This is a genomic window from Pseudomonas sp. HS6-2, from assembly GCF_049325675.2.
GTDB lineage: Bacteria > Pseudomonadota > Gammaproteobacteria > Pseudomonadales > Pseudomonadaceae > Aquipseudomonas > Aquipseudomonas putida_N.
The window spans coordinates 2,960,000-2,984,004 of sequence record NZ_CM143906.1 but is presented as its reverse complement, the minus strand read 5'-3'; the positions used below and the strand labels follow the sequence as shown (position 1 = coordinate 2,984,004).

Annotated in this window: 25 protein-coding genes and 4 pseudogenes; 17 read left to right on the top strand and 12 right to left on the bottom strand. The window is 60.7% G+C overall.

Going from position 1 to position 24,005, the window contains the following annotated elements; genetic code table 11:
- The first annotated feature begins 157 nt into the window (after nt 1–157).
- Nucleotides 158–349 (top strand): hypothetical protein, encoded by a 192-nt coding sequence (locus tag ACOKS3_RS13905; RefSeq protein ID WP_103447245.1) that lies wholly within the window; start codon nt 158–160, stop codon nt 347–349.
- A gap of 20 nt (nt 350–369) precedes the next feature.
- On the opposite strand, the gene ACOKS3_RS13900 is transcribed toward ACOKS3_RS13905, so the two are convergent.
- On the bottom strand, nt 370–1,080 hold the full coding sequence (locus ACOKS3_RS13900) for a lipopolysaccharide kinase InaA family protein (RefSeq protein ID WP_422764641.1): 711 nt from the start codon (nt 1,078–1,080) through the stop codon (nt 370–372).
- A gap of 212 nt (nt 1,081–1,292) precedes the next feature.
- On the opposite strand from ACOKS3_RS13900, the gene ACOKS3_RS13895 reads away from it, so the two are divergent.
- Entirely contained in the window at nt 1,293–1,529 is a 237-nt protein-coding gene (locus tag ACOKS3_RS13895; protein ID WP_422764640.1) for a hypothetical protein, read from the top strand.
- A 120-nt stretch (nt 1,530–1,649) separates the two neighbouring features.
- Here the strand turns inward: ACOKS3_RS13895 and chrA are convergent.
- The 5 genes and pseudogenes from chrA to ACOKS3_RS13870 form a co-directional block, all read right to left on the bottom strand.
- Nucleotides 1,650–3,020 (bottom strand): annotated as a pseudogene (gene chrA, locus ACOKS3_RS13890) (chromate efflux transporter).
- Nucleotides 3,021–3,085: 65 nt separating this feature from the next.
- Nucleotides 3,086–3,309 (bottom strand): annotated as a pseudogene (locus tag ACOKS3_RS13885) (chromate resistance protein ChrB domain-containing protein); the annotation flags it as partial.
- 37 nt (nt 3,310–3,346) lie between these two features.
- Nucleotides 3,347–4,414 carry an alkene reductase gene (locus ACOKS3_RS13880; protein WP_422763209.1) on the bottom strand — a complete coding sequence of 356 codons (1,068 nt, stop codon included), beginning with the start codon at nt 4,412–4,414 and terminating at the stop codon, nt 3,347–3,349.
- A gap of 43 nt (nt 4,415–4,457) precedes the next feature.
- Nucleotides 4,458–5,246 carry an SDR family NAD(P)-dependent oxidoreductase gene (locus tag ACOKS3_RS13875; RefSeq protein ID WP_422763208.1) on the bottom strand — a complete coding sequence of 263 codons (789 nt, stop codon included), beginning with the start codon at nt 5,244–5,246 and terminating at the stop codon, nt 4,458–4,460.
- A gap of 52 nt (nt 5,247–5,298) precedes the next feature.
- Nucleotides 5,299–6,297 (bottom strand): NADP-dependent oxidoreductase, encoded by a 999-nt coding sequence (locus ACOKS3_RS13870; protein ID WP_103447241.1) that lies wholly within the window; start codon nt 6,295–6,297, stop codon nt 5,299–5,301.
- A gap of 352 nt (nt 6,298–6,649) precedes the next feature.
- Here ACOKS3_RS13870 and ACOKS3_RS13865 point away from each other — a divergent pair, with 352 nt between their 5' ends.
- Entirely contained in the window at nt 6,650–7,093 is a 444-nt protein-coding gene (locus tag ACOKS3_RS13865; RefSeq protein WP_103447240.1) for a winged helix-turn-helix transcriptional regulator, read from the top strand.
- 255 nt (nt 7,094–7,348) lie between these two features.
- Here the strand turns inward: ACOKS3_RS13865 and ACOKS3_RS13860 are convergent, their stop codons facing one another.
- Nucleotides 7,349–7,588 carry a hypothetical protein gene (locus tag ACOKS3_RS13860; protein ID WP_103447239.1) on the bottom strand — a complete coding sequence of 80 codons (240 nt, stop codon included), beginning with the start codon at nt 7,586–7,588 and terminating at the stop codon, nt 7,349–7,351.
- 509 nt (nt 7,589–8,097) lie between these two features.
- Nucleotides 8,098–8,406: a hypothetical protein gene (locus ACOKS3_RS13855; RefSeq protein ID WP_103447237.1), complete on the bottom strand. Its 309-nt coding sequence runs from the start codon at nt 8,404–8,406 to the stop codon at nt 8,098–8,100.
- A gap of 336 nt (nt 8,407–8,742) precedes the next feature.
- Between ACOKS3_RS13855 and ACOKS3_RS13850 the strand changes: the two are divergent.
- The 3 genes and pseudogenes from ACOKS3_RS13850 to ACOKS3_RS13840 form a co-directional block, all read left to right on the top strand.
- Nucleotides 8,743–9,049, top strand: a pseudogene (locus ACOKS3_RS13850) (site-specific integrase); the annotation flags it as partial.
- A gap of 20 nt (nt 9,050–9,069) precedes the next feature.
- Nucleotides 9,070–10,656 (top strand): ABC-F family ATPase, encoded by a 1,587-nt coding sequence (locus ACOKS3_RS13845; RefSeq protein ID WP_027919182.1) that lies wholly within the window; start codon nt 9,070–9,072, stop codon nt 10,654–10,656.
- A gap of 197 nt (nt 10,657–10,853) precedes the next feature.
- Complete coding sequence (locus ACOKS3_RS13840) at nt 10,854–12,047, top strand: MFS transporter (protein ID WP_103447236.1); 1,194 nt, start codon at nt 10,854–10,856, stop codon at nt 12,045–12,047.
- Here the strand turns inward: ACOKS3_RS13840 and ACOKS3_RS13835 are convergent.
- Together ACOKS3_RS13835 and ACOKS3_RS13830 are read right to left on the bottom strand one after the other, a co-directional pair.
- Nucleotides 12,018–13,052 (bottom strand): alpha/beta hydrolase family protein, encoded by a 1,035-nt coding sequence (locus tag ACOKS3_RS13835; RefSeq protein WP_422763207.1) that lies wholly within the window; start codon nt 13,050–13,052, stop codon nt 12,018–12,020. The genes ACOKS3_RS13840 and ACOKS3_RS13835 overlap by 30 nt on opposite strands.
- A gap of 129 nt (nt 13,053–13,181) precedes the next feature.
- Nucleotides 13,182–13,793 (bottom strand): FMN-dependent NADH-azoreductase, encoded by a 612-nt coding sequence (locus ACOKS3_RS13830; protein WP_060507230.1) that lies wholly within the window; start codon nt 13,791–13,793, stop codon nt 13,182–13,184.
- Nucleotides 13,794–13,926: 133 nt separating this feature from the next.
- On the opposite strand from ACOKS3_RS13830, the gene ACOKS3_RS13825 reads away from it, so the two are divergent.
- Together ACOKS3_RS13825 and ACOKS3_RS13820 are read left to right on the top strand one after the other, a co-directional pair.
- Nucleotides 13,927–14,829, top strand: a complete 903-nt coding sequence (locus tag ACOKS3_RS13825; RefSeq protein ID WP_103447234.1) for a LysR substrate-binding domain-containing protein — start codon at nt 13,927–13,929, stop codon at nt 14,827–14,829.
- The gene (locus tag ACOKS3_RS13820; RefSeq protein ID WP_103447233.1) at nt 14,822–15,181 is read left to right on the top strand and encodes an MmcQ/YjbR family DNA-binding protein; all 360 of its coding nucleotides are present in this window, start codon (nt 14,822–14,824) and stop codon (nt 15,179–15,181) included. Before ACOKS3_RS13825 ends, ACOKS3_RS13820 begins: the two co-directional genes overlap by 8 nt.
- Here ACOKS3_RS13820 and ACOKS3_RS13815 read toward each other — a convergent pair whose 3' ends face one another.
- On the bottom strand, nt 15,182–15,610 hold the full coding sequence (locus tag ACOKS3_RS13815; protein WP_103447232.1) for a DUF1294 domain-containing protein: 429 nt from the start codon (nt 15,608–15,610) through the stop codon (nt 15,182–15,184). It lies immediately after the preceding gene.
- 1 nt (nt 15,611) lies between these two features.
- On the bottom strand, nt 15,612–16,442 hold the full coding sequence (locus ACOKS3_RS13810) for an undecaprenyl-diphosphate phosphatase (protein WP_103447231.1): 831 nt from the start codon (nt 16,440–16,442) through the stop codon (nt 15,612–15,614).
- Between the two features lie 260 nt (nt 16,443–16,702).
- On the opposite strand from ACOKS3_RS13810, the pseudogene ACOKS3_RS13805 reads away from it, so the two are divergent.
- The 9 genes and pseudogenes from ACOKS3_RS13805 to ACOKS3_RS13765 form a co-directional block, all read left to right on the top strand.
- Nucleotides 16,703–17,503 (top strand): annotated as a pseudogene (locus tag ACOKS3_RS13805) (cache domain-containing protein); the annotation flags it as partial.
- Between the two features lie 138 nt (nt 17,504–17,641).
- Nucleotides 17,642–18,376 carry a methyl-accepting chemotaxis protein gene (locus ACOKS3_RS13800; protein WP_422763215.1) on the top strand — a complete coding sequence of 245 codons (735 nt, stop codon included), beginning with the start codon at nt 17,642–17,644 and terminating at the stop codon, nt 18,374–18,376.
- Nucleotides 18,377–18,482: 106 nt separating this feature from the next.
- Nucleotides 18,483–19,049 (top strand): nicotinamide riboside transporter PnuC, encoded by a 567-nt coding sequence (pnuC, locus tag ACOKS3_RS13795; protein ID WP_422763206.1) that lies wholly within the window; start codon nt 18,483–18,485, stop codon nt 19,047–19,049.
- Nucleotides 19,046–19,597: an AAA family ATPase gene (locus tag ACOKS3_RS13790; protein WP_422763205.1), complete on the top strand. Its 552-nt coding sequence runs from the start codon at nt 19,046–19,048 to the stop codon at nt 19,595–19,597. Before pnuC ends, ACOKS3_RS13790 begins: the two co-directional genes overlap by 4 nt.
- 297 nt (nt 19,598–19,894) lie before the next feature.
- On the top strand, nt 19,895–20,326 hold the full coding sequence (locus ACOKS3_RS13785; RefSeq protein WP_103447227.1) for a hypothetical protein: 432 nt from the start codon (nt 19,895–19,897) through the stop codon (nt 20,324–20,326).
- 1 nt (nt 20,327) lies between these two features.
- Nucleotides 20,328–20,918, top strand: a complete 591-nt coding sequence (locus ACOKS3_RS13780) for an adhesin (protein ID WP_422763204.1) — start codon at nt 20,328–20,330, stop codon at nt 20,916–20,918.
- A gap of 56 nt (nt 20,919–20,974) precedes the next feature.
- Entirely contained in the window at nt 20,975–22,462 is a 1,488-nt protein-coding gene (locus tag ACOKS3_RS13775; protein WP_103447225.1) for an autotransporter outer membrane beta-barrel domain-containing protein, read from the top strand.
- A gap of 68 nt (nt 22,463–22,530) precedes the next feature.
- Nucleotides 22,531–23,211, top strand: a complete 681-nt coding sequence (locus tag ACOKS3_RS13770) for a C39 family peptidase (protein ID WP_422763203.1) — start codon at nt 22,531–22,533, stop codon at nt 23,209–23,211.
- A gap of 46 nt (nt 23,212–23,257) precedes the next feature.
- Nucleotides 23,258–24,004 (top strand): hypothetical protein, encoded by a 747-nt coding sequence (locus tag ACOKS3_RS13765; protein WP_103448250.1) that lies wholly within the window; start codon nt 23,258–23,260, stop codon nt 24,002–24,004.
- Nucleotide 24,005: the final 1 nt, after the last annotated feature.

The window sequence follows — 24,005 nt, the reverse complement described above, 5'->3', positions numbered from 1 at the left end:
CAAACTTGGCCGGCATCGCAAAGCAGCCTGATGCTGTCCGTCAACGCCCTGCCCTGCAACTGGTGTGTCATTCCAGCCCCCGCCGGCAATCGCCCCATGCCCACACCCACTTGGACTATCCTTGCCATCTCCAGCCACTCACATGAAGGATGCGCAGATGCCCGACGATGAGAAGCTGAGTTTTGCCGAGGCTATGGAACACTGGGTGAGAACAGTTGATTCGCTGCGGGCTCGAGAGCGCGCAGGGACTATCGCCCGACTGGAAGAGATTGAGAAGGATCGGCTAATGCAAGCCTTCCTCAGTAGTGCGTTAGGCTTGCATAACAGCATGAAATCCGAAAAGTCATAAGTGATAGCGGTATGCGCCCCTCAAAGCAGCTGTTCTGCAGTCTGTCCGAACGAGTATCGGTAGCCCCTACAAAATGCTTCCCACTCCTCATCCGACCATCCTGACCTGCGTTTGACTTGTCTCAAGTCATGGCGGCCGGCCTGCTTCGCGGTGAGGCGCTTCCTGGCCTTCTCCAGGTCAAGCAGTGCGACTTTCACGCACGCTTCGCTGAAGTCAACAAAGACATGTTTCAAGTACAAGCAACCGTGCTGCCAACGGCCAAGGTTCAATCTGGCAAGCTCTCGGCCATACGCTTCTAAAATCTCGTGGTGGCGCCTAAATCCAAGTGATTTGTCGAGGTTACGGGCATAGTAGTCATCCAGCGACAAATAACCATCCAGAGCTGCCGTCACCATTACTGCATGCCAAGCTCCGTCGCGTTTACGGACTTCGGCGTGGAGTAGCGATGGCGTGGCCACGCCCAATGACGCTGCCGCACGAAGAGCCTTCGCTTCGCGGGCAACAGTCGGATACCCAAACGGGTGTAAAAGGCTTCGATAGACATGCCCGACTTGCTGCTTTTTGTAAAAGGTCTGGCCCTCCAGCTCAATCCGAAGGACGCCACTTTCCCCGCCCCTGCGGATATTGGGGGGCTCCACCCAGTTCCCAGGCGCATTCAGGATGTCCTCTACAGGTGGGTGGGAGGTCCTCAGGCTTGTTGAATTATTATTTGTCATTGAGTACTCACTCATTTGCCAGCCTTGGTACAGCGAGATGCAAAATATAACAGTCACTTCGCAAACAAATCGACAACGTGGCTAAAGTCAAGCCCGCTCCAGGCTTTGCTTAAGCCCTATTCAAAACTTGAAAAACTGACCAGACACCCACCCTGTACGAAAGTCCAGTAACCAAACAGAGTGGTGCCGTAGTAGCGTCGAGGCAGGTCCATAACAGGAAACGCTTTATGACCATTCGCAGCTTGGCGAAAAACCTGCCTCCAGATCCTGACAAGGAAGGTTGGGTGCTTGGGTGGGGCGTTCTTCGGGATAGACATCCATGGCATTTTGTCGACGTCTATGCCGACCAGAAAACAGCCAAGGCGGAAGCGGAACGCCGCGGTGATGGTTACGTTGTGGAGTACGGCTCTCACCGTCTTGGCTCGAAAGAATTTGTGTGCGGCATCACCCTACCTGAGGGCTGAGCAGTCAGCGTGGATGAAGTGCCATTACCTCGCCACTACCCCAGCGGGTGATTCAATACAAAGCCCAGCACAACGTTGATGGCTGACACTGAGTAGCCCTGCTGGGCACATCCTCTGGTTTCATGCACGCAATAAGTGAACTGCCAGGCCGGCCAGTGCGCAGGCGAACAGCACTTGAATCACGCCTCGCTTGAAACGGAACAAGGCAATCGCGGCGCCAACCGCAATTACCGCGGAAGGCCAGTCAAACATCCCGCTGAAGCCCTTCGGCCAAAGCACGTGGTAGCCGAAGAACATGGCGAGGTTCAGGATCACGCCCACGACTGCGGCCGTGATTCCCGTCAGCGGTGCGGTGAATTTTATCTCGTTGTGGGTCGACTCCACCAACGGGCCACCGACCAGTATGAACAGGAACGACGGCAAGAAGGTGAACCAGGTGACGAGGCTCGCCGCCACTGCACCGGCAAGGAACGGGTGCTCAACCCCGAACATCGGATGCACATACCCACCGATGAATCCGACGAAGGCAACCACCATGATCAGTGGCCCTGGCGTGGTTTCCCCCAAGGCGAGGCCATCGATCATCTGGGTTGGCGTCAGCCAGCCGTAGTGCCCGACGGCCCCCTGATAGACATAGGGCAGCACAGCGTATGCACCGCCAAAGGTCATCAATGCGGCCGTGGTGAAGAACCAGCCCATCTGCGTCAGAGTGCCCTCCCAGCCAAACGACAGCGTCAGCAGCCCCATGGGCAGGCCCCAGAGCCCAGCACCGACCAGCAGCAGGCGTACCAGACGCCCCCAGCTGAAACGGGCATGTTCAGGTGTTGGGGTATCGTCATCGATCAGGGCCGGGCCATAGCTGTTCTTCGCCACCCCATGACCGCCACCGATCACGAATTTGCTTGGGGCGAAGCGCCCCCCCGCATAGCCAATGATGGCGGCAACCAGCACGATCAGCGGGAACGGCATGTTGAGGGCGAAGATGGCCACGAACGAGGCCCCGGCTATGGCCCACAGCCAACCATTCTTCAACGCTCGCGAACCAATTCGGTGGGCAGCATGGACGACAATGGCCGTGACCGCCGGCTTGATGCCATAGAAGATCCCCGCGACTACCGGCACCTCGCCAAAGGCGACGTAGACCCAGGACAAACCGATCAGGATGAACAGCGAAGGCAGCACGAACAATGCGCCGGCAATCACCCCGCCCCAGGTGCGGTGCATGAGCCAGCCGATGTATGTGGCGAGCTGCTGAGCCTCAGGACCAGGCAGTAACATGCAGTAATTCAGCGCATGCAGAAAGCGCTTCTCACTAATCCACCGCCGGCGCTCAACCAGTTCCTGGTGCATGATCGAGATCTGCCCGGCGGGCCCGCCAAAGCTGATGAAGCGCAACTTGAGCCAGAACAGGAAAGCTTCTTAGAGGCCGATCGGTTGCTGAGTCGCTTGCGATGGCGGCTGCTCGCTCACCGAGGAGGTAGTATCAACCATTTTGAGCTTCCTCACTTGCGAAAGCCGTCAGCATCGAAGATGCCTCCGGCGACCATTTTCAGTTAATCGTCATCGCCAATGCTCTCTCTCAAGCCGGCGAGGACACGCTCGATACCTGGTGCTTCGGAAGGCTGGTTCCCCCTACATCCAGGTAGTAGATTACGTCTGCCAAGCGTGTCAGACCTCGCTGCTGAACGGCAAAGCTTTCAATGAGGGTTTCGACTGAAACCCGATGGCCGACGTGGCTGAACCTGGCCCCATCAAAATCGAAGCCAAGCGCATCTTTGGGCAGTCACAGTGTGGCTGTTTTTAGCGGACGCCGGGCATCAATAATCGGTATATCCTTTTTCTCCAGGTGTATAAAAGGTCGAACTATCAGGTGCTATTAAGTTCTGCCCCAATGCGAGCTTGGCTACCAGGTCGGGGTTCGATATGAAGGGACGACCGAAAGCCACCAAGTCACCACGCTGAGCGTCGAGATCGGCATTGGCGTGCGCGACGTTGTAGCCACCGGAGAGTATGTATTGGCCGTTGAACGCGGCGCGGATACTGGTTTTCAAGGCAGGACTGACTTCCGGCGCGCCCATGGCGCTGTGATCGACGATGTGAATATAGAGCAGGCCGAGCGCATTCAATTCCTTGATCAGAAGCAGGTACAGCGCGTCCATATCGGCATCTGGCAGTTGGCCGTTGAAGACCCCATACGGCGAGATGCGCATTCCAACCCGCTCCGCGCCAATGGCGTTGACAGTTGCCCTTGCAACTTCGACCGCGAAGCGGATGCGGTTTTCAACGGGGCCTCCCCAGCGATCATCACGCTGGTTGGATGCGGTATTGAGGAATTGGTCAATCAAGTAGCCATTTGCTGCATGCAGTTCAACGCCATCGAAACCAGCCTTTATCGCCAGTTTGGCCGAGGCTGCATATTCGGCGATGCTCTGGGCAATGTCCGCCTCGGTCATGGCGTGGGGGACAGGATGCGGCTGCATGCCTTCGCTGTCGGTCCACATCTCGCCGGGAGCGGTGATCGCCGAAGGTGCCAGAACGCGAGCGCCTGCTGGCAGGTTCGCGGGGTGGCTGACCCGCCCGGTGTGCATCAATTGCACAAAAATCCGGCCGCCGGCCTGATGTACGCCATCGGTCACTCTTCGCCAGCCCTGGACTTGCTCTTCGTTGAACAGGCCAGGGATACGTGGGTAACCCAGGCCATTGGGTGATGGAGAGGTGCCTTCGGTAATAATCAGTCCGGCGTCCGCCCGAAGTCGGTAGTACTCTGCCATCAGTTCATTGGGCAGATTGTCGATCGCCCGACTGCGTGTCAGCGGCGCCATGACGATGCGGTTCTTCAAAGTGAAGTTGCCGAGCTGGGCAGGGGTGAACAAGCGGTTGTTCATAGACGTTTCCCGGGTGTTGGATTGGATTTGTCGTACTACGCGCTCAAGGTTGCGGCTGGTAGCGTTCTGCAGCGTGGGCTTGCCGAATGTCAGTCATCAGCCCTTTACGCGCCCCTTCCAGCGCATTCCAGCGCTCGGCAACATGAAGTGGCGGTATGGTTACCAACTCGCGACGGTCGAAACCGACGAGCGCAGCATCGACCAGCTCACCGACCTCCATCACCTCCGGGAGTGTGTTGACATCAATCCCGGCCCGCTCCCAGATCTCGGTGCGGGTCGCTGCCGGCAGCACCGCTTGCACGTATACGCCCTTGGGTGACAGTTCCAGGCTCAGACCCTGTGACAAAAACAGCACGAAGGCTTTGCTAGCCCCATAGATAGACATGCCGAACTCGGGCGCAAAACCCACCACCGAACCGACGTTGACGATCGCGCCGGTGCCTGACTGCGCAAGGCGCGGTGCGATCGCAGCAGCGAGTCGTGTCAGCGCGGTAATATTGAGGGTGACCAGGCGTTCAATGGATTCGGCGGACTGGTCCAGGAAACCACCCGACTGGGCCATCCCTGCATTGTTAATCAAAATGCCGATACCCGCGTCATCGCGCAGTCGATTTTCAAGTACGGACAGGTCTGCCGAACGAGTCAGGTCTGCTTGCAGAACCTCTACGGCCACTTTGCTATCGTTACGCAGGCGTGATGCAAGTTCGTCCATACGCGATTTGTCGCGCGCCACAAGGATGAGATTGTGGCCGCGACGGGCGAAACGCTCGGCGTAGGTGGCACCAATACCGCTGGAGGCACCGGTAATAAGTACGGTCGGACGCGTGGTCATGCTGGTTACCTTTATGGCTGTGTTTGGGGTTTGGTGAGAATCATGGCGGCAGTTACAGGGTGATCACGACCTTGCCTTTGCAACGCCCTTGAGCAAGGTACTCAAGCGCACCCTTTGCATCCTCGAACGGAAATACTTTGTCGATCACCGGCTGAATTCGCTGAGCTTCCAGAAGCTTGCCGATTTCGGCGAGTTGGGCGCCGTCCGGGCGCACAAAGAGAAACGAGTAACTGACGTTTCGTTTCTTCGCCAGGCGCATGATCTTGCGGCTCATCAGCCCGAATACGAAGGTCAGGAACACGTTCAGCCGTTTGGCTCGGGCAAATGCAGCGTCCAGCGGGCCGATCAGCGAGACGATCCGGCTTCCCGGTCTTAGGATGGATATGGATTTTTCAACCGTGTCCCCCCTCACGGTTCCGAGCGCTGCGTCATAGTCGCGCAGCACGGTCTCAAATCCCTGGGTCTTGTAGTCCACAACCTCGTCCGCACCCAGAGCGCGCACCAGCTCAACGTTGCCAGTGCTGGTGGTGGTTCCCACCTGCGCACCAAGGTATTTCGCCAGCTGAATTGCAAACGTACCGATCCCGCCCGACCCGGCAGGAATGAATATTTTCTGGCCAGCCTGAAGATTGATGCGTTCCTTCAGCGCTTGCCACGAGGTAAGGCCGACCATTGGGATCGACGCAGCCTGCACGAAGCTCAGATTGGCCGGTTTCAGGGCGGCAGCACTCTGCGGCACAACCGCGAACTCAGCTATTGCCCCTGTGCCCTGATCGAAGATGCTGGCGAAGACGGCATCGCCTGGCTTGAAGCGGCTCACGTTGCTACCAACCTCAATAACTATGCCGGCCAGATCACTACCAAGTGTGGCTGGCAGCTGGAAATGCAGCACAGGCTTGAACATTCCCGTCGGAATCATGTTGTCGATCGGGTTCAGGCCGGCAGCGTGGACCTGTACCAATATTTCGTCACCCTTCAACGTAGGGCGGGGAATATCGGCCAATCCGATGTCGGGTGATTTGCCATAGCGCTTGAAGGTGAGTGCTTTCATGGTTGGGCTATTCATCAAGTTTTTACTGTTTGGGACCGTCAGAGAGAAAGTCTCTTACCGCAGATAAAAGGCCTGGTAGTTTTGGAAGACGCCTCCATGGCCTGAACCGGGGTAAATCGTCAGTTGAGCACGGGGTAGTCGGCGTGCCATATCCATTTGGTGATCTGCGGCGGCCGCGCCATTCGAGTGGGGCCAGTGCCCGAAGACGCTGAGGCTGCTTGGGCGAAGGCCGGATTTTTCGTGCTCATCAATCAAGTCTCCCGAACGGGTGGATGGCTCATCATCGGAGTGTTACTATCAATTTGATACAGACAATACTCCCCTTTTGAAGGTAGGTCACTATCAAAATAGTATGGACATGAAAAATAGTTGCGATAACCCATGCCCGATCGCCCGCAGCCTGGCTGTTGCTGGTGACGCCTGGAGCGTACTGATCCTGCGGGATGCCCATGCTGGCCTCTCTCGCTTTGACCAATTCCGGAAAAGCCTGGGCATTGCACCGACAATGCTGACCCGCAGGCTGGCGACACTGACGGAGGAAGGATTATTGGAGAAGCGGCGCTACTCAGAGCACCCGCCTCGGGAGGAGTATCTGCTGACCGCTGCGGGACGCGATTTTCTGCCTGTGCTTTTCATGATTGGTGCATGGGGTCGACAACACCGAGGCGGTGGCAAGCTGACTCGCTTCTTCGACGCGGAAACAGGCACGGAAATCAAAGCTGTCGCCGTGGATGAGGTGACCGGGGCAAAGATCGGCACACGCCCCATGCGCATCGTTACACCTGACGAAAGCTGACACGACCTCTGGCCCCATCGGTAGATGATTAGTCAAGCCACTTCGAGATCTCCAGCGTGAACGTCTGCACTGGGTCGATTGCGGTCAGTCGTGAACGGCTGCAAGCGACCCAAAATCGACGCCCCACGCCGAGCCTATAGCGTGGATGGTTGGGACTGCCTTCTGGTGCGGGGCGGGACGCAGCAGCAGTTTGCCTGCGCATAGTCGCGATAGGGCCGATCGCTGGGCCCTGCTAGTCGATCGAGCAGGACATGATCACCTGTTTTGGCTCTGAACGTACTGTTCAGCCATGACCTTCCCTTCGAGAATGGCTTCAGTTGACGAGGTGAATGAGCGACTCACGCGCAGAGTTCTGGCTGTTGCGCCTGGTTTCCCTACCTCAACCAACATCCCAGTGGGAAACTCAACGCTCGATTCCCACAGCACGTAAATCGATGCCTGGTAACCAAGGTAGGAATGAACATAAAGGTCATGACTGGTGGACTGAAGGCTCATCATTCTCTCCAACTGGGCGCCACAATCGCGCCTCTGATGGAGATACGACTGATACGTTCTGACGAGCGTTCCGTTTTCCCTACCTCGTTATCTTTGAAGACGGGAGCCTCTGCGCGGGAGTGGCTCCGGCCCTGGTGCTTTTGACGCAGAAAACGTCTCTGCGACCCAGTCGCGAGCACGCTCCAGCGCCCAAGCCATAGCTGCAGACAGTTTCTGCCCGCGGCAGTCTGGGTGTAGCTCCTCAAGCAAGAGCACGCCTTTTTCCCCGTAGATCCCCAAGAAAAGTTGAGTAGCGTTCTCAAGCGAGAGCCGTGCCTGAATGTTGATTAGAGTGCCACAGGTTAGGCGCTCATCGTAGTTGCGAAAGTGCAACTCAGGATTGGCCCAATCCCAATAAATTTCGCCTCGCTTGCGCATTGAACAGACCTTCAACTTAGATTTTTGACTGGTGAAACAGCATACAGAGCTGCTCCACTGAATCCACTGCCGAAGGTGAGCATTACGATTTTTTACAACTGCTGGTCACTTGGCAGCCGTGTCGGAACATTCGCTGCGCCTTCAATCGCCACGCGGCGAGCGCGCCCTACGCCCCATGCCAGCGCCCTTGTCATTGACTCACCAGGCCTGGAGTCGAATGCCTCTTCATGGATAGTCATACCGCTGGGAGCGTACACGCCGATGAACATCTGCGTTTTTCCTGTCCGCGCCAGTCTCACCTGCACATCGATGGAGGTGCCGTCGCTTAGAGTCTCGTCATGAGTGCGATGGTGCAACGTTGGGTCAGCCCAATCCCAAAACACATCACCGCGAATTCTCATGCCGTCCTCCTACGACTTTAGTTGTAGTTAGGTGTTGTACTGCCACCATAGCTAACACCCAGTTTTACGCAAATCCGCCGACCGCGCCTGTGAGCTGAATCAGACAATCGGCAATACCTCTTCCCTCTCCCTTCTATTCACTGCCGCGATATGACGGCGAGCAGGGGCTGACTCGATCTCAATGCCGGACCAGCCCCGGGGGTGAAAACAGCTCTACCCTGCAGAAGCTTTGGCTGGGATGGTAGGCGCTCCTCCGGTTGCTAGCCGGCGCGCCGGCCCAACACCCCAGGCCATCGCACGAGTCATCGATCCGCCGGGACGGGAATCGAACGCCTCTTCGTGCTCCCGCCCGGGAAGAATGGGGAGCACGGCAAGCCGACGTCGGACCTGCACCACCAATGGCGGCCGATCCTGAAAGGTTTGGCGATCAGGTACCGCCCCCGTATAACTGCCGCCACACCTATGCGACAATATGCTTAATGTCTGGTCTCAACCCCGCATTTATCGCCCAACAGCTCGGGCATAGCGTGCAGAAGCTCTTATCGACTTATGCGCGCTGGATTAACTCGTCCACGACGGGCAGGAGCGGGACAAGCTCCAGATTGGTCCGAAATTGGTCCGTAGCTGCGAAGAAGCCACGTAAGTTATTGATAGGTAAGCTCCTTGATCTCCACCGCTAATATCACCATGCAGTTCGGCTCCAAGCCGCTGTTCGAAAACGTTTCGGTCAAATTCAACAACGGCAACCGCTACGGCCTGATCGGTGCCAACGGTTGCGGCAAGTCGACCTTCATGAAGATCCTCGGCGGTGATCTGGAGCCGTCTGGCGGCCAGGTCATGCTCGAGCCGAACACGCGCCTGGGTAAACTGCGCCAGGATCAGTTCGCCTACGAAGAATTCACCGTGATCGACACCGTGATCATGGGCCACGGCCAGCTGTGGAAGGTCAAGGCCGAGCGCGACCGCATCTACTCGCTGCCGGAAATGACCGAGGAAGACGGCATGGCCGTCGCCGAGCTGGAAACCGAGTTTGCCGAAATGGACGGCTACACCGCCGAATCGCGCGCCGGTGAACTGCTGCTGGGCCTGGGTATTCCGCTGGAGCAGCACTTTGGCCCGATGAGCGAAGTGGCGCCGGGCTGGAAGCTGCGTGTACTGCTAGCCCAGGCGCTGTTCTCGGACCCGGACGTGCTGCTGCTCGACGAACCGACCAACCACCTGGATATCAACACCATCCGCTGGCTGGAAACCATCCTCACGGCGCGTAACAGCACCATGATCATCATTTCCCACGACCGGCACTTCCTCAACAGCGTGTGCACGCACATGGCTGACCTGGACTACGGTGAGCTGCGCCTGTTCCCGGGCAACTACGACGAGTACATGACCGCGGCCACCCAGTCGCGCGAGCAACTGCTGTCGGACAACGCCAAGAAAAAAGCCCAGATCGCCGAGCTGCAGACTTTCGTCAGCCGCTTCTCGGCCAACGCCTCCAAGGCCAAGCAGGCCACTTCGCGTGCCAAGCAGATCGACAAGATCCAGCTGGCCGAGGTCAAGCCTTCGAGCCGTGTCAGCCCGTTCATTCGCTTCGAGCAGACAAAGAAGCTGCACCGCCAGGCAGTGGTCGTCGAGAAGATGGCGAAAGCCTTCGACGACAAGGTACTGTTCAAGAACTTCGACATCACCGTCGAAGCCGGCGAACGCGTAGCGATCATTGGCCCCAACGGTATCGGCAAGACCACCCTGCTGCGCACCCTGGTCGGCGAAATGACCCCAGATGCCGGCTCCGTGAAGTGGACCGACAGCGCCGAAGTAGGCTACTACGCCCAGGACCACGCCCACGACTTCGAAGACGACATGACCCTGTTCGACTGGATGGGCCAGTGGACCAGCGGCGAGCAGGTGATCCGCGGCACCCTGGGGCGCATGCTCTTCTCCAACGATGAGATCCTCAAGTCGGTGAAGGTAATTTCCGGTGGTGAGCAAGGCCGCATGCTGTTCGGCAAGCTGATCCTGCAGAAGCCGAACGTGCTGGTGATGGACGAACCGACCAACCACCTGGACATGGAATCGATCGAAGCGCTGAACCTGGCGCTGGAAAACTACCCGGGCACCCTGCTGTTCGTCAGCCATGACCGCGAGTTCGTGTCGTCGCTGGCGACCCGCATCATCGAGCTGAGCGCTGATGGTGTGGTGGACTTCAGCGGGACTTATGACGATTACCTGCGTAGCCAGGGCGTCGTGGTCTGAGGTAGCTGAGTTGGCCTGATCGCCTTTGGGTGGCTGGGCCGGCCTCTTCGCGGGGCAAGCCCGCTCCTACAGGGACACTGTCGCCCTGTAGGAGCAGGCTGGCTCTCGCCGATGAATAATTCGTTAGCCTGCTTTCATTTACTTCGCGCAGCGGCCATGATTAGGGCACGCCCAACCGCCCGCCCGCGAAAGAGCCCATGACCGCGCAACAGTCTGCCCCCGCCAGCAGTACCTTAAGTATTACCCTGCAGATCCTGTCGATCGTCTTCTTCACCTTCATTGCCTTCCTCTGCATCGGCCTGCCGATTGCGGTGCTGCCCAGCTATGTGCACGACCAGCTGGGCTTTGGTGCGGTGATCGCCGGGGTGACCATCGGCCTGCAGTACCTTTCCACCCTGCTCAGCCGCCCTTTCGCCGGGCGCGTGGCCGATACCCTGGGGGGCAAGAAGGCGATTGGCTATGGCCTGCTGGGCATCGCCGGTTGCGGGGTGCTGACGCTGCTCTCGGCCTGGTCGCTGCAGGTGCCGCTGCTGAGCCTGGCCCTGCTGCTCGGCGGCCGTGTGCTGCTGGGCCTGGCGCAGGGGCTGATTGGCGTCGCCACCTTGAGCTGGGGCATCAGCCAGGTCGGCCCGGAACACACGGCGCGGGTGATCTCGTGGAATGGCATCGCCTCGTACGGGGCGATCGCCATCGGTGCGCCGGTCGGTGTGCTGGCAGTCGCCGGCCTGGATTTCAGCGTGCTCGGCCCGGCCTTGCTGGTGCTGGCGTTAGTGGCCTTGCTGGTGCTGCGCAAACGCCCCGACGTCGTGGTGACGCGCGGCGAGCGGCTCCCGTTCTGGTCGGCCTTTGGCCGCGTCGCCCCCTGCGGCCTGGGGCTGACCCTGGCGTCGATCGGCTACGGCACCCTGACCACTTTCGTCACCCTTTATTACCTGGAGCGAGGCTGGGTCGGTGCGGCCTGGTGCCTGAGCGCCTTCGGCCTGTGCTTCATCATTTCGCGGCTGCTGTTCGTCAACGCGGTGAACCGCTTTGGCGGCTACAACGTGGCCATGGCCTGCATGGCCACCGAAGTGCTCGGCCTGAGCCTGCTGTGGTTGGCGCCCTCACCGCCCTGGGCGCTGGTCGGTGCCGGCCTGACGGGCTTCGGCCTGTCGCTGGTGTACCCGGCACTGGGCGTCGAAGCGATCAAGCAGGTGCCGAGCAGCAGCCGTGGTGCGGGGCTTGGGGCTTATGCCGTGTTCTTCGACATGGCACTGGCCATCGCTGGCCCGGTGATGGGCGCAGTGGCGGTGCACCTGGGTTATGCCTCGATTTTCTGCGTCGCGGCCCTGCTGGCCTTGGCCGGTGTTGGCCTGACGCTGCTACTGGCGCGGCGCAGTCGCCGCAGCTGAACGCTCGGCGTGCTCCGGTGCACCCAGGGCCTGGGTGAAAAACGCCGCCGTATCACGCTGCAGCGAATGGTGAATGTGGCGCCGGTCGACACCATCGGCGTCCTTGCACAGCGCCGCCATGCGCGTGCGCTGCTCCTCGTCACAGCGGGCCATGAACACGAAGTGTCCGGCCCCTGCCAGCAAGCGGTAGTCCGGGGTGATCGGCAGCTTGCGCGCCAGTTCCTCGGCATTGCGATCCACCGCCACCAGCTGGTCGCTGTCGCCACTGTAGATCAATGCAGGCACCTTCACGCCGGCCAGGGCATGGCGGCCGAACATCAGGCTCAAGGGGGCCATCAGCATCACCGCGCCAACCCGTGAGTCGGCCTTGGGCGAAAGCTCGCTGCGGTCGGCAATCAACACGCCATGGGTCTTGCAGGCATCGGTATCACCTGGGCGCTCGAGGCAGTAACGGCGCAGGCGATCCAGGTCAGGTTGGGCGCCAGACAGGATCAAGGCGGTTTCACCGCCGGCCGAGTAGCCGATCACACCGACCTTGCCGTCATTCAGGTAAGGGCCAAGCAACGCATCTTCACGGGCGGACGTGATGGCCTCACTGACCTGCAAGGGACGGCCATAAAGGTTGCTCAGCGTGCCCAGGCGGCTGTGGTCCCGGGCATTGTCGCCTGGGTGCACCACCGCCACCACGACGAAGCCCCGGCGGGCCAGGGAAGTGGCCAGGTAATGCAGGGCCAGCGGGCTGCCGGTGTTGCCGTGGGACAGCACCAGCAGCGGAAACTGCCCGAGGGCGACCGGGGCCTCTTCAGCGACGTCGATAGGGTAGCCGTCGATGCGGATATTGCGCGGTGTGCCATGGGATGGGTAGAACGCCAGGGCTTGCATCGGCCTGGCGTCGACCGGGTCGTCGAGGGTCATGTGATGCAGACCGGCCACCCACGGGGAAGCCTCGGCATGGGCCAACAGGCCACCGAGCAGCAATGCCAGCAAACGGCAGGGAGTGTTCATCGGTCAGCTATCGCGCAGCAGGCCCCAGGATAGCGTCAGCATAGATCCGGCCTTACCACCGGCAGATGAAAACTGGATGAAAAAAACGGCTGGTGCTCGGAGCACCAGCCGTTTTTTTTCGCTCGGCGATCAGGCCGCGGCGAACAGCTCGTTGGCAATCTGCGCCTGGGCGGCGTCGATGGCCTGGGTACGGTGTTCCGGGCCATAGGCCAGGCCGTGGGCACGGACCACTTCCAGGTCGGTGATACCGATGAAGCCGAGGAACACCTTGAGGAAGTCCTCATGACCAACACCGGTCGGCTGGCCAGCGTGCAGGCCACCCGCAGTGGAGACCAGCACCACCTTCTTGTTGCCACACAGGCCTTCCGGGCCGGCTTCGGTGTAGCGGAAGGTCTTGCCGGCGACGGCCACGCGGTCGATCCAGGCCTTGAGCTGAGTCGGTACACTGAAGTTGTACATCGGTGCGCCAATCACCACGGCGTCGGCGGCGAGGAACTCTTCCAGGGTTTCGGCGCTCAGCTTGGCTTCGAAGGCCTGGGCGGCGTCACGGGCTTCTTCCGGGGTGCCGGCAGCCACAAGGGTGGCGGACGAGAAATGGGCGATGGCGTCGGCAGCCAGGTCACGGTAGACCACTTCGATGCTCGGGTCTGCAGCTTTCCAGGCTTCGACCACTTCGCGGCTCAGCTGGCGAGAGGCGGAATTGTCGCCCAGGATGCTCGAATCGATATGCAACAGTTTCATGGGACTCTCCTGTGAATGAAGACCGCGGCGGTGGGCGATCACGATGGGGAGAATCCTACCGGGATGGCGAATGGCTGAAAAGTCGGTAAAAATGCGTTAGTTTGTCCCACAGGTAGAACAGTGAGACAGCCCCATGCAAGACCTCAATGACCTCTTCTATTTTGCCCAGGTGGTCGAAGCCGGCGGTTTTGCTGCAGCCGGGCGCCAATTGGGCATTCCCAAGTCGCGCCTGTCGCGGCGGATTGCCGAACTGGAAGAACGCCTTGGCACCCGCCTGCTGCAGCGCACCACGCGCCAGCTCAAACTCACGGCCGTCGGCGAGCGCTACCTGCACCATTGTCAGGCCATGCTGCTGGAGGCCGAGGCTGCCGACGAGGTGGTGGCGAGCATGAGCAGCGAACCGCGCGGGCGCCTGCGCGTGTCGTGCCCGGTAGCCCTGGCCCATGCGTTCCTGCCCGAGGTGATCAGCCGTTTCCTCGAACAGTACCCGCAGGTGCAGCTGGACATGGTCCTGCTCAACCGCCGTGTCGATCTGATTTCCGAAGGCATCGACGTCGCCCTGCGCGTACGCGATCTGGGCGACGAAGACCCGGCACTGGTGACCCGTCGGCTGCGCCAGGCTCAGATGCAACTGGTGGCAGCCCCCGGCTTTGCCGACCATATCCGCGAGCCCTCCGAGTTGGCCACGCTGCCGGTGCTGGGCGCCGCCGAAGCCGACCGGCTGGTGCACTTCCGCTTGCACGGGCCCAATGGCCGGCAGCAGGAGATCGCCCTGGAGCCACGCTTGGCCATTGACGATTTTGTCGTGCGCAACGCCGCCGTGCGCGCCGGGCTGGGCTTCACTGCCCTGCCCAGCATGTTCTGCGAAGAGGAACTGGAGCGCGGCGAGCTGGTGAAGCTGCTGCCGGACTGGTCATTGCCAGGCGGCTACCTGCAGGCGGTCTACCCTCATCGACGTGGATTGTTACCGGCCGTGCGGGCCTGGATCGACCACCTGGCGGCGTCGTTCGAAGCATGTGGAGAGCGTTATGTCTAAGCAGAAAATGACCGAGGAGCAGGTTGCAGCATTCTGCCTGAACCTGCCGGGCGCGCGGGAAGACTACAAATGGGGCGGCATCCGGGTGTTCTCCGTGGCCGGTAACAAGATGTTCGCGGTGCTTGACCTGGCCGGAGCTGGCTTGTCGTTCAAGGTCGCCGACGAGCTGTTTCTGGGTTATTGCGACCGGCCTGGCGTGCGGCCGGCGCCCTATCTGGCACGTGCCAAGTGGATCAGCATGACGCCACCCTACCCCATGGGCCGGGATGAACTGTGCGACCTGCTGCAGCGCTCGCACCAACTGGTGGTGCGACGGTTGCCAAAACGGTTGCAGCCAGGCCTGCTGAGCTGATCAGTTGAACGGCAGAAAACGGCTACCCAGGAACAGGTAGTCAAGCCAGAACACCTGATGCAGCAGCACGATACCCCAGAACACCAGCTGGTAAGACAGTTTGCGTGTCTTGTGCCGGAACAGCTGCTGGGCAACCAGCGCGCCGGGCCAGCCCCCCAGCAACTCGCTGGCATGCAGCACCTTTTCAGGCGTGCGCCAGGTATTGCCCTGGGCCTGGCGCTTGTCCTGCCAGTACAGCAGCAGGCTGATCAGGCTCACCAGCGGGTACAACGCCAATGGCACCCAGCTCTGCCCGCTCCAGCCCATCTGTACCGCGCCAAGCACCGGCAGCAGGCACAGCCCCCCCAGCAGCAACAGCTTCAGGCGCGCATTGCGCACGCCCGCTGTGCGTTCGGCGCCGCGTGGCGCCGTGTTTTGTGCCCGAGCCATGTCAGCTGTGCGCCGTCGACCAGTCAACCCAGCCGAACTGCCAGGTCGCCAGGATCAGCAGGCCAAAGATGATGCGGTACCAGGCAAAGGCCGCATAGCTGTGGTTGGCGATGAACTTCAGCAGCGCGCGCACGGCAATCATCGCGAAGATGAACGAGGTCACGAAACCGAGGGCGAACACCGGCAGGTCGTTCGGCTCGAACAGGTGGCGGTACTTGTAGCCCGAATAGACCGCCGCACCGACCATGGTCGGCATCGCCAGGAAGAACGAGAACTCGGTGGCCGCCTTGCGCGACAGGCCGAACAGCAGGCCGCCGATGATGGTGGAGCCCGAGCGCGAGGTACCCGGGATCATCGCCAGGCACTGCACGAAGCCGATCTTCAGGGCATGGGTCCAGCGCATGTCGTCGACATGGTCCACCGCCACGGTGTGCTGGCGACGTTCAGCCCAGAGCATGATCACACCACCGATCACCAGCGCCGTCGCCACGGTGATCGGGTTGAACAGGTATTCGTGAATCAGGTCGGCGAACAGCACGCCCAGCACTACCGCCGGCATGAACGCCAGCAGCAGGTTACCGGTGAAACGCCGTGCCTTCGGCTGGCTGGCCAGGCCGAACACCACTTCTAGGATCTTGCTGCGGAACTCCCACACAACCGCCAGGATCGCCGCCAGCTGGATGATGATGTTGAACGCCATGGCCCGTTCGCCACCAAACCCGATGAGGTCGGCGACGATGATCTGGTGGCCGGTACTGGAGATCGGCAGGAACTCCGTGAGCCCTTCGACCACACCTAAGATGATTGCCTGAAAGGCCGTCCAAAAATCCATTGTTCCCCCGGTGGGGCACTGCTGCTTGCAGGCCCCTTATTCTTGATTTGCTTGTGGTTGCCGCACGCGGCGCGGCCTTTTTACAGCGACTTCTGGGACCGGCGCCAGTGGAAAAGTTCAGCCTGACTAAAGGTTTCATCTTGCCCGGCCGAGATCCTATCAAAGCGGTATGACAAAGGCGCGCGCAGCCTGTGGCAGAGTAGCCAATAACTAGCACTTAGCCATTAGTCGAGTGCCTGCCGCCTGCAAAGCGTGCTTGGATGCACCTGAATAAAAAGAACAAGGTAGGAGTGGATTCGATGAAGGGATTGCGGTCGATGTCGATCAGCCGTCGTCTGTGGCTGATTCTGGTGGTAGCGGTGGGCATGCTGGCAGTGCTCGGTTTGCTGATGCTGCGCCAAATCCATGGCGACCTGTACCAGGCCAAGGCGGAAAAGACCCGCCACGTGGTGCAAACCGCCGCTGGCGTGCTGGCCTACTACCAGGGCCTGGAGGCCGCCGGCACGCTCAGCCGCGAGGCAGCCCAGCAGCAGGCCCTGCAAGTAGTGCGGGCGCTGCGCTACGACCAGAACGACTACTTCTGGATCAACGACCTGGGACCGAAGATGATCATGCATCCGGCCAACCCCAAGCTCGACGGTCAGGACCTCTCCGCCATTCGCGACCCGGACGGCTTCGCCGTGTTCAACGAGATGGTCGCCCTCGCCCGCAGCCAGGGCGCCGGCCCGGTCGACTATCGCTGGCCCAAGCCAGGCGCCAGCGAGCCGGTGGCCAAGACCTCCTATATCCAACTGTTCAAACCCTGGGGCTGGATCATCGGTTCCGGCGTCTACGTCGACGATGTGCAGGCCGAATTCGCCCGCCAGTTGCGTGATGCCTCGCTGGTCGGCCTGGCCATCGCCGTGCTGATGGCCCTGGTGGTGATGCTCATCGCCCGCAGCATTGCCCGCCCCCTGCAGGAAGCGGTGCAGGCCATGGGCAACATCGCCAGCGGCGAAAGCGACCTGACCCGCCGCCTGGATACCGACGGCCGCGACGAGATCACCCACCTGGGCCAGCACTTCAACCAGTTCAACGGCAAGCTGCAGGGGGTGGTCGGCCAGCTTCAGGGCGCGGCCCACGCCCTGGCACAGTCGGCCGGGCACGTCGGCGACAATGCTGGCGCCGCCCAGCAGCACAGCGCCCAGCAGTCTCTGCAGATGGACCAGGTGGCGACGGCGGTCAACGAAGTCACCTATGCCGTGCAGGACGTGGCCAAGACGGCCGAACAGGCCGCCGGTGAAATGCGCGCCGCGCAGCAACAGGTTGAACACGGCCAGCAGGCCATCCACGGCAGCCTGCAGCAGATCGACCGCCTCTCGGCGACCATCGAGCAGGCCGTGCAGGTGATCCGTGACCTGGCCGGGCACAGCACCAAGATTGGCGGAGTACTGGAGGTGATCCGCGCCATCGCCGAGCAGACCAACCTGCTCGCCCTCAACGCTGCCATCGAAGCCGCTCGCGCCGGCGAACAGGGCCGCGGCTTCGCTGTGGTGGCCGACGAGGTCCGCCTGTTGGCGCAACGTACCGCGCAGTCGACAGCGGAAATCCACACCATGATCGAGCACCTGCAAGGCCAGTCCGATGCGGCGGTCAAGGCCATCGACACCAGCAGCGAGGCTTCGCGCCAGACCGTGCAACAAGCCCGCGAGGCCGGTTCAAGCCTGGATGCCATCAGCCAGGCACTGCACAACCTCACCGCCCTCAACGCCTCGATCGCCAGCGCCACCTTGCAGCAGTCGCATGTGGTCGAGGAGATCAACCGCAATGTGCTGGACACCGCCGGCTTGTCGCAGCAGACCGCCGATGCCGCGCGCCAGTCCAGCGACGCCGGCTTGGCCCTGGGGCAGCTGAGCGAGGAGCTGGAACAGCTGCTGCGTCAGTTCCGCGTCTGAACAGGCTGTAAATACCGGCCCCTGAGCGGGCCGGTGCCGGTTGCGCGCTACACCTCCCGCCCTGCACAAGCTACAATCGCCGCCCTTTGCCAACCAAGGATCGCCGATGTCCGGCCTCGAACTCATCGCCGCCGTGCTCGGCGTCACCGCCGTGTGGCTTACCGTCAAGCAGAACGCCTGGTGCTGGCCGATCGGCCTGGTCATGGTGCTGATCTATGGCTGGCTGTTCTACGACGTGAAGCTGTACTCGGGCATGCTGCTGCAGCTGGCCTACGCCGTGCTGCAGTTGTACGGCTGGTGGCAGTGGAAGCGCCCGGACCGGGTCGAGGACGCTCGCCTGGTCTCGCGCCTGCCAACCCCGGCACTGTTCGACGGGTTGCTCGCTGGGCTGCTGCTGAGCGTGGCACTCGGTGCGGCGATGGCCAACTGGACTGATGCTGCCCTGCCGTGGCTGGATGCCACGTTGACCGGATTCAGCCTGGTCGCGCAACTGTGGATGGCGCAGAAGCGCGTGCAGTGCTGGCCGCTATGGATCGTGGTAGATGTGGTCTATGTCGGCCAGTACCTGCACCAGCAGCTGTACTTCACGGCCGGGTTCTTTGCCGTACTGACGCTGATCGCGGTACGTGGCTGGCTGGAATGGCGCCGTGACCCTGCATTGGTGCAGCCATGAAGGTCCTGGTGCTGTGCGGCCCCGAATCCAGTGGCAAAAGCTGGCTCAGCGGTGAAATCCAGGCGCATTTCGGCGGTATCGTGGTGGGCGAGTACGTACGCCACTTCATCGACCAGGAATGCCGAGACACCTGCTATGCCGACATTCCCACCATCGCCCGCGGCCAGCTGGCCTGGGAAGACCAGGCGCGCCAGCAGGCACCTGAGCTGCTGATCCTAGATACCCACCTGCTCAGCAACATGCTGTGGAGCCGCGCCCTGTTCGACGATTGCCCGCCCTGGCTGGAACAGGCTCTGCTTGCCCGCCGTTACGACCTGCACCTGCTGCTCAGCCCGCACGGGGTAGGATGGGTCGCCGATGGTCAGCGCAGCCAGCCGGAGCTTGCCGACCGCCAGGTGTTCTTCGATGACAGCCGCCGATGGCTGAAACACCATGGGCAAGCGCTACAGATCATCGAGGGAGACTGGCCGCAACGCAGTGCAACGGCCCTGCTTGCGGTTCAGCACCTGCTACAGGGAAAAACCCCGCTGTGCCCCACCGAATGTTAACCCCATGACACACACGACTTAGGCCAAGCCCCCGTTTTTGTGGGCTCCCAGCCATTTGTGGGGGAGGTGTCAAGCTGGTGATACATTCGTTGAAAATGCCCTTCGAGTAACGTAAATGCTGGGCCAAAGGCCAAATCACTGAAAATTTGTCTCAGCGCTGATACAGCAACTTGACGGTTTCTTCAGGCAATGCGCGCAAGCTGCTGATTTTCAATAGATATCCAAAACCGGCACGGCTTTCGCTGTCCTCCTTCGCAACGCTGATCAAGACCAGCGCTCTAAGAAGGAGTAGCCGTCATGGGGAAACTGGATAGAGGCGTTTTATGCCTGTTGCTGGTCGGCTGTGCACTCGGCTCGGCGCTGCCTGCGCAGGCCGATAACGGCATCATCGTGATCACCCGCGATGTGCAACCGCGCATGGCCATTCGTGCGCCCCTGGCGCCCGACCCCTACCCCACCACCGCCAATGCCAACCCCTCCGCGCAAGTGCTCAGGCAAACCAACGAACTGAGCGATGGGGACTTCGCCAGCATCACCAGCGGCACGGGGATTTCCTCGCTGATTACCCAACAGACCGACAACCTCGGCGGCCAAATCGGCAACCAGACGCAGCTGTCAAACCAGGCAGCCGGGCGTGGCACCGGTTCGGGCAACGGCATTTCCAACATGGTCAACTCGAGCGTCCAGCGCGGTCTTGCCCCACTGCAGATCCTCACGGGAGGCAAATGACATGAGGCAGACGCTGTTAATCCTGGCCCTGTTGAGCAGTGCCTCGGTACTGGCGCAATCACCCATACCATCACCAGTTCCAGTAATCAACGACGCCAACATCGACAGCTCTGGCGCGCAATACCAAGGCAATTTCAGCGTCAACCAGGCCGCAGGCGATGGCCAGCAACAGGCCAACGCCCGGGCAATCGCCACCGGCCACCAAGCCAATGCGACCACGCAGATCCGCCAACGCCAATTGTCCATCGTCGACCCAAACATGGGCGCCAGTGCCAGCATCCAGGGCAATGCCTTCAGCCATGGCAGCGGCGCACTGGGCGTCAACCAGAGTGCGGGGGCCGCAACCCAGCAGGCCAACGCCCTGCGCATCAGCATCAGTACACAGCCGCAAAGCATCGATGACAGCGTCCTGCTGCAACAGAACGTGGCGCTGATCAACAGCTCCGATCCATCTGATACCTCACCCGGCTATCGCCATGTCACCACCGGTGACCAGGCATTCACCGGTAGCCGCGGGGTCATCCAGCTGAATCAGAGCGCCGGGGTGGGCAACCAGACGGCAAACACCCTGAGCGTAAGGGTCGCGAACTGACCCAGATAGCTAGGTACAGGTAAGAACAACACTTAACCTAAAGACGGAGAAACACCATGAAACCCTTGATGGCAATCAAGCCTCTGGTTTTCGCAATTGCTGCGGTCATGGCTGTTGCTGCACAAGCGAATCAAAACGATCGTCGTGGCCACGACAACCACAACAACCACACACCGCCGGCACGTGCGGTACTGACCGATGCCACTGCCAATGCAAATGATGGCCAGAGAAGCACCGGGAACACCATCAACAACCAAGGTACCGTCAACGCCGCCGAGATGAGCAGCTCGGGCGCTGGTGCCAGTGGCAACGTGGGCGTCAACGTGGCGGCCGGTAACGGTAACCAGCAGGCCAACGCCTCGGCTATCGCCAACACCTCGTCCGACAACGCTGCGATCGACAACAGCTTCGTCTTTGGCACCTCCACTGCCACTGCCGAGATCACCCAGCGCAGCAACAACAACAAGGTCAACAACTGGTCGACCCAGAGCTCAGCCGTCATGAGCGGCTCGGCTCAGGGCAGCAGCGGCAACCTTGGCATCAACATCGCTGGCGGCGACCTCAACCAACAGAAAAACAGCATGGCCATCGCCAACAATGCTGCGCCTATCGGTAACTCCACCGCCACTGCATCGGCTAACCAGGATGGCCCTGGCCTGCAGGTGAACAACGCCGCCGACCGCACCTACCGGGTCGATACGCTGACCTTCACCACGTCCTCGAGTGGTTCGGCCTCGCGTAGCGGCGCGTTCGATGCCAGCGTCGACAAGAGCTCCAGCTCCAGCTACAGCGCGTCGGGCAGCCAAAGCGCCAGTGCCAGCGGCAGCAAAAGCAGCAGCTCCAGCGGTTCGAGCAGCATGACCGCCAGCGGCTCCAACAGCAGCAGCTCCAGCGGCAGCAACAGCATGAATGCCAGTGGCTCCAACAACTGGGCTGCAAACGGCTCGTCCAGCCGCGACCACAGCTCGTCGTCCAACACCACGGTTAGCGCATCGCTCGATGCCAACGCCAATGGCAGCGCATCGTCGTCGCAAACCTTCGGCAACTTCACTCGCTCGCGCAGCAGCGACTTCGACGCATCGCTCAGTGCATCGCTGGATGCATCGGTCGACAAGTCGCATCAGTCGAACAGCAACTCGTCGTTCGACAAGTCGCTCAGCTCGTCCTTCGATAAGTCCTATGACTCTTCGTATGACCGTAGCCATGACTCGTCCTATGACAAGGCTCGCGATACTTCCTACGAGAAGGCCAACGCCTCGGCTTGGGAAAAAGCCAGTGCCTCGGCCTACGACAAAGCCGGCGAAAAAGCTTCGCAGTCGTCGGACAGCATCTCGAAGAGCTTCAGCGAGTCTAGCGAGTACGCTCTGAGCAACACCGTGTCGTTCCAAGTGCTGACCCCGACCGGCTGGGCCAACCCTGTGACCAACACCGCCACCCTGAGTGGTTCGGTGAACGGTGGCAGCGGCAACCTGGGCGTGAACGTGGCGGCAGGTGTGGGCAACCAGCAAAGCAACTCGCTGGCCATCTCCAACACGTCGATGTAACCACTGCGGTCTGGAGGCTCCCTTCGGGGAGCCTCTTTCTAACAAGAAAAAGGCAGGGGGCGTCGAGTATGCGCATTATCGCCTTGGCAATTCTGTTGTGCATCGCCAGCGTCGGCGAAGCCTCGCAGATGCCGTTGTCCGTGCTGCCCGGTGGTGCGGTGATCTACAAACCGGTCCAGAGTATCCGCGAGCGCAAATTCGCCGACCTGGTCCAGCAAAAAACCGACTTCAGCTGTGGCGCGGCTTCGCTGGCGACCATCCTGCGCCAGGCCTACTGGCTGGACGTGGATGAAAACCAGGTGATCGAGGGCATGCTCGCCCACGCCGACGAGGATCTGGTCCGTACCCAAGGCTTCTCGATGCTCGACATGAAGCACTACGTGGAAAGCCTGGGCATGCGTGCACGCGGCTACAAGGTAGCCCCCGACACCCTGCACAGCATCCGCATCCCGGTGGTCGTGTTGATGGACATCCGCGGCTACAAGCACTTCGTGGTGATGCAGAAGGTCGACAGAGGCTGGGTGTACATCGGTGATCCGGTCCTGGGCCACAAACGCTTCAAGCTCGACGATTTCGTCAAAGGCTGGAACGGCATCATCTTCGCCGTCATCGGCAAAGGCTATGACAAGAACAACATCCTGCTCGACCCACCGCTGCCGCTGAGCGCGAAGAACCGCGTGAGCAATTTCACACCGGTGCCAGACGCGGAGTTGATGGACTTCGGTTTCATTCAAAGCGACTTCTTCTAATGACCTTCTTTCAATGAAGTAGGGCATGACGCTCTGGGAGCATTCCATGAAGACTTCCCTGTGGCTGGCAGTGATCTGCCTGGCCGCCAGCCTGCCAACCCAGGCAGAAACGTTCAAACCGATCGAACTGAAGGACCAGGAACTGGCCAACCTGCGCGGGCGTTACGTGATGCCTGGGCGGATCGTGAGCTTTGGCGTGGTCATGACCAGCACCTGGCAGAACGCCAACGGTGAAGTGATTGGCGCGACTTCGGCGATGCAGATTCAGCAATCGACCATCAAGCCGCAGTTCTACGTCTCGATGATCGACGAAAAAGGCACTGGTAACTCGCAGAGCAGCAGCACCGGTACCGGCACGGTCAGCGGCGGCAGCGGCCTCAACACGACCCAGGGCGTGACCCAGGTGGTCCGTGCCGCAGGTGACTTCAACGCGGCCAACAACAATGTCGACATCAACGTCACCAAGGGCAATGAAGCGCCAGCCGCTCAGCCACAGGGCCAGGCCCTGGCTGCTGGCTCCACCCTGAGCGGGAGCAATGGCGCAGGCTCGTTGAGCGTGTCGTCCACCAGCAGTGGCGTGCAGATGAACATCGTCGCCAACGGCAACCAGGGTAATTCAACGCAAAGCCTGGGCCAGGGTGGGCTGATGCAGAACACCACCCTGCTGGGCGCCAGCAACCGTGTCAGCAACCTGACATCACTCAATGTCGTGCTGCGCGACAGTCCGCCAATGGCGGGTTCCGTGAGCGCCAATCTTGAGCAGCTCAAAGGCCTTCGCAATCTCGGATACTGAA

Bases quoted from the DNA above. Each gene is read 5' to 3' on its own strand.
- ACOKS3_RS13905 (WP_103447245.1), top strand. From the start codon at position 158: ATGCCCGACGATGAGAAGCTGAGTTTTGCCGAGGCTATGGAACACTGG.
- ACOKS3_RS13900 (WP_422764641.1), bottom strand. From the start codon at position 1,080: ATGAGTGAGTACTCAATGACAAATAATAATTCAACAAGCCTGAGGACC.
- ACOKS3_RS13895 (WP_422764640.1), top strand. From the start codon at position 1,293: ATGACCATTCGCAGCTTGGCGAAAAACCTGCCTCCAGATCCTGACAAG.
- ACOKS3_RS13880 (WP_422763209.1), bottom strand. From the start codon at position 4,414: ATGAACAACCGCTTGTTCACCCCTGCCCAGCTCGGCAACTTCACTTTG.
- ACOKS3_RS13875 (WP_422763208.1), bottom strand. From the start codon at position 5,246: ATGACCACGCGTCCGACCGTACTTATTACCGGTGCCTCCAGCGGTATT.
- ACOKS3_RS13870 (WP_103447241.1), bottom strand. From the start codon at position 6,297: ATGAAAGCACTCACCTTCAAGCGCTATGGCAAATCACCCGACATCGGA.
- ACOKS3_RS13865 (WP_103447240.1), top strand. From the start codon at position 6,650: ATGGACATGAAAAATAGTTGCGATAACCCATGCCCGATCGCCCGCAGC.
- ACOKS3_RS13860 (WP_103447239.1), bottom strand. From the start codon at position 7,588: ATGAGCCTTCAGTCCACCAGTCATGACCTTTATGTTCATTCCTACCTT.
- ACOKS3_RS13855 (WP_103447237.1), bottom strand. From the start codon at position 8,406: ATGAGAATTCGCGGTGATGTGTTTTGGGATTGGGCTGACCCAACGTTG.
- ACOKS3_RS13840 (WP_103447236.1), top strand. From the start codon at position 10,854: ATGACCGCGCAACAGTCTGCCCCCGCCAGCAGTACCTTAAGTATTACC.
- ACOKS3_RS13835 (WP_422763207.1), bottom strand. From the start codon at position 13,052: ATGAACACTCCCTGCCGTTTGCTGGCATTGCTGCTCGGTGGCCTGTTG.
- ACOKS3_RS13830 (WP_060507230.1), bottom strand. From the start codon at position 13,793: ATGAAACTGTTGCATATCGATTCGAGCATCCTGGGCGACAATTCCGCC.
- ACOKS3_RS13825 (WP_103447234.1), top strand. From the start codon at position 13,927: ATGCAAGACCTCAATGACCTCTTCTATTTTGCCCAGGTGGTCGAAGCC.
- ACOKS3_RS13820 (WP_103447233.1), top strand. From the start codon at position 14,822: ATGTCTAAGCAGAAAATGACCGAGGAGCAGGTTGCAGCATTCTGCCTG.
- ACOKS3_RS13815 (WP_103447232.1), bottom strand. From the start codon at position 15,610: ATGGCTCGGGCACAAAACACGGCGCCACGCGGCGCCGAACGCACAGCG.
- ACOKS3_RS13810 (WP_103447231.1), bottom strand. From the start codon at position 16,442: ATGGATTTTTGGACGGCCTTTCAGGCAATCATCTTAGGTGTGGTCGAA.
- ACOKS3_RS13800 (WP_422763215.1), top strand. From the start codon at position 17,642: ATGGACCAGGTGGCGACGGCGGTCAACGAAGTCACCTATGCCGTGCAG.
- pnuC (WP_422763206.1), top strand. From the start codon at position 18,483: ATGTCCGGCCTCGAACTCATCGCCGCCGTGCTCGGCGTCACCGCCGTG.
- ACOKS3_RS13790 (WP_422763205.1), top strand. From the start codon at position 19,046: ATGAAGGTCCTGGTGCTGTGCGGCCCCGAATCCAGTGGCAAAAGCTGG.
- ACOKS3_RS13785 (WP_103447227.1), top strand. From the start codon at position 19,895: ATGGGGAAACTGGATAGAGGCGTTTTATGCCTGTTGCTGGTCGGCTGT.
- ACOKS3_RS13780 (WP_422763204.1), top strand. From the start codon at position 20,328: ATGAGGCAGACGCTGTTAATCCTGGCCCTGTTGAGCAGTGCCTCGGTA.
- ACOKS3_RS13775 (WP_103447225.1), top strand. From the start codon at position 20,975: ATGAAACCCTTGATGGCAATCAAGCCTCTGGTTTTCGCAATTGCTGCG.
- ACOKS3_RS13770 (WP_422763203.1), top strand. From the start codon at position 22,531: ATGCGCATTATCGCCTTGGCAATTCTGTTGTGCATCGCCAGCGTCGGC.
- ACOKS3_RS13765 (WP_103448250.1), top strand. From the start codon at position 23,258: ATGAAGACTTCCCTGTGGCTGGCAGTGATCTGCCTGGCCGCCAGCCTG.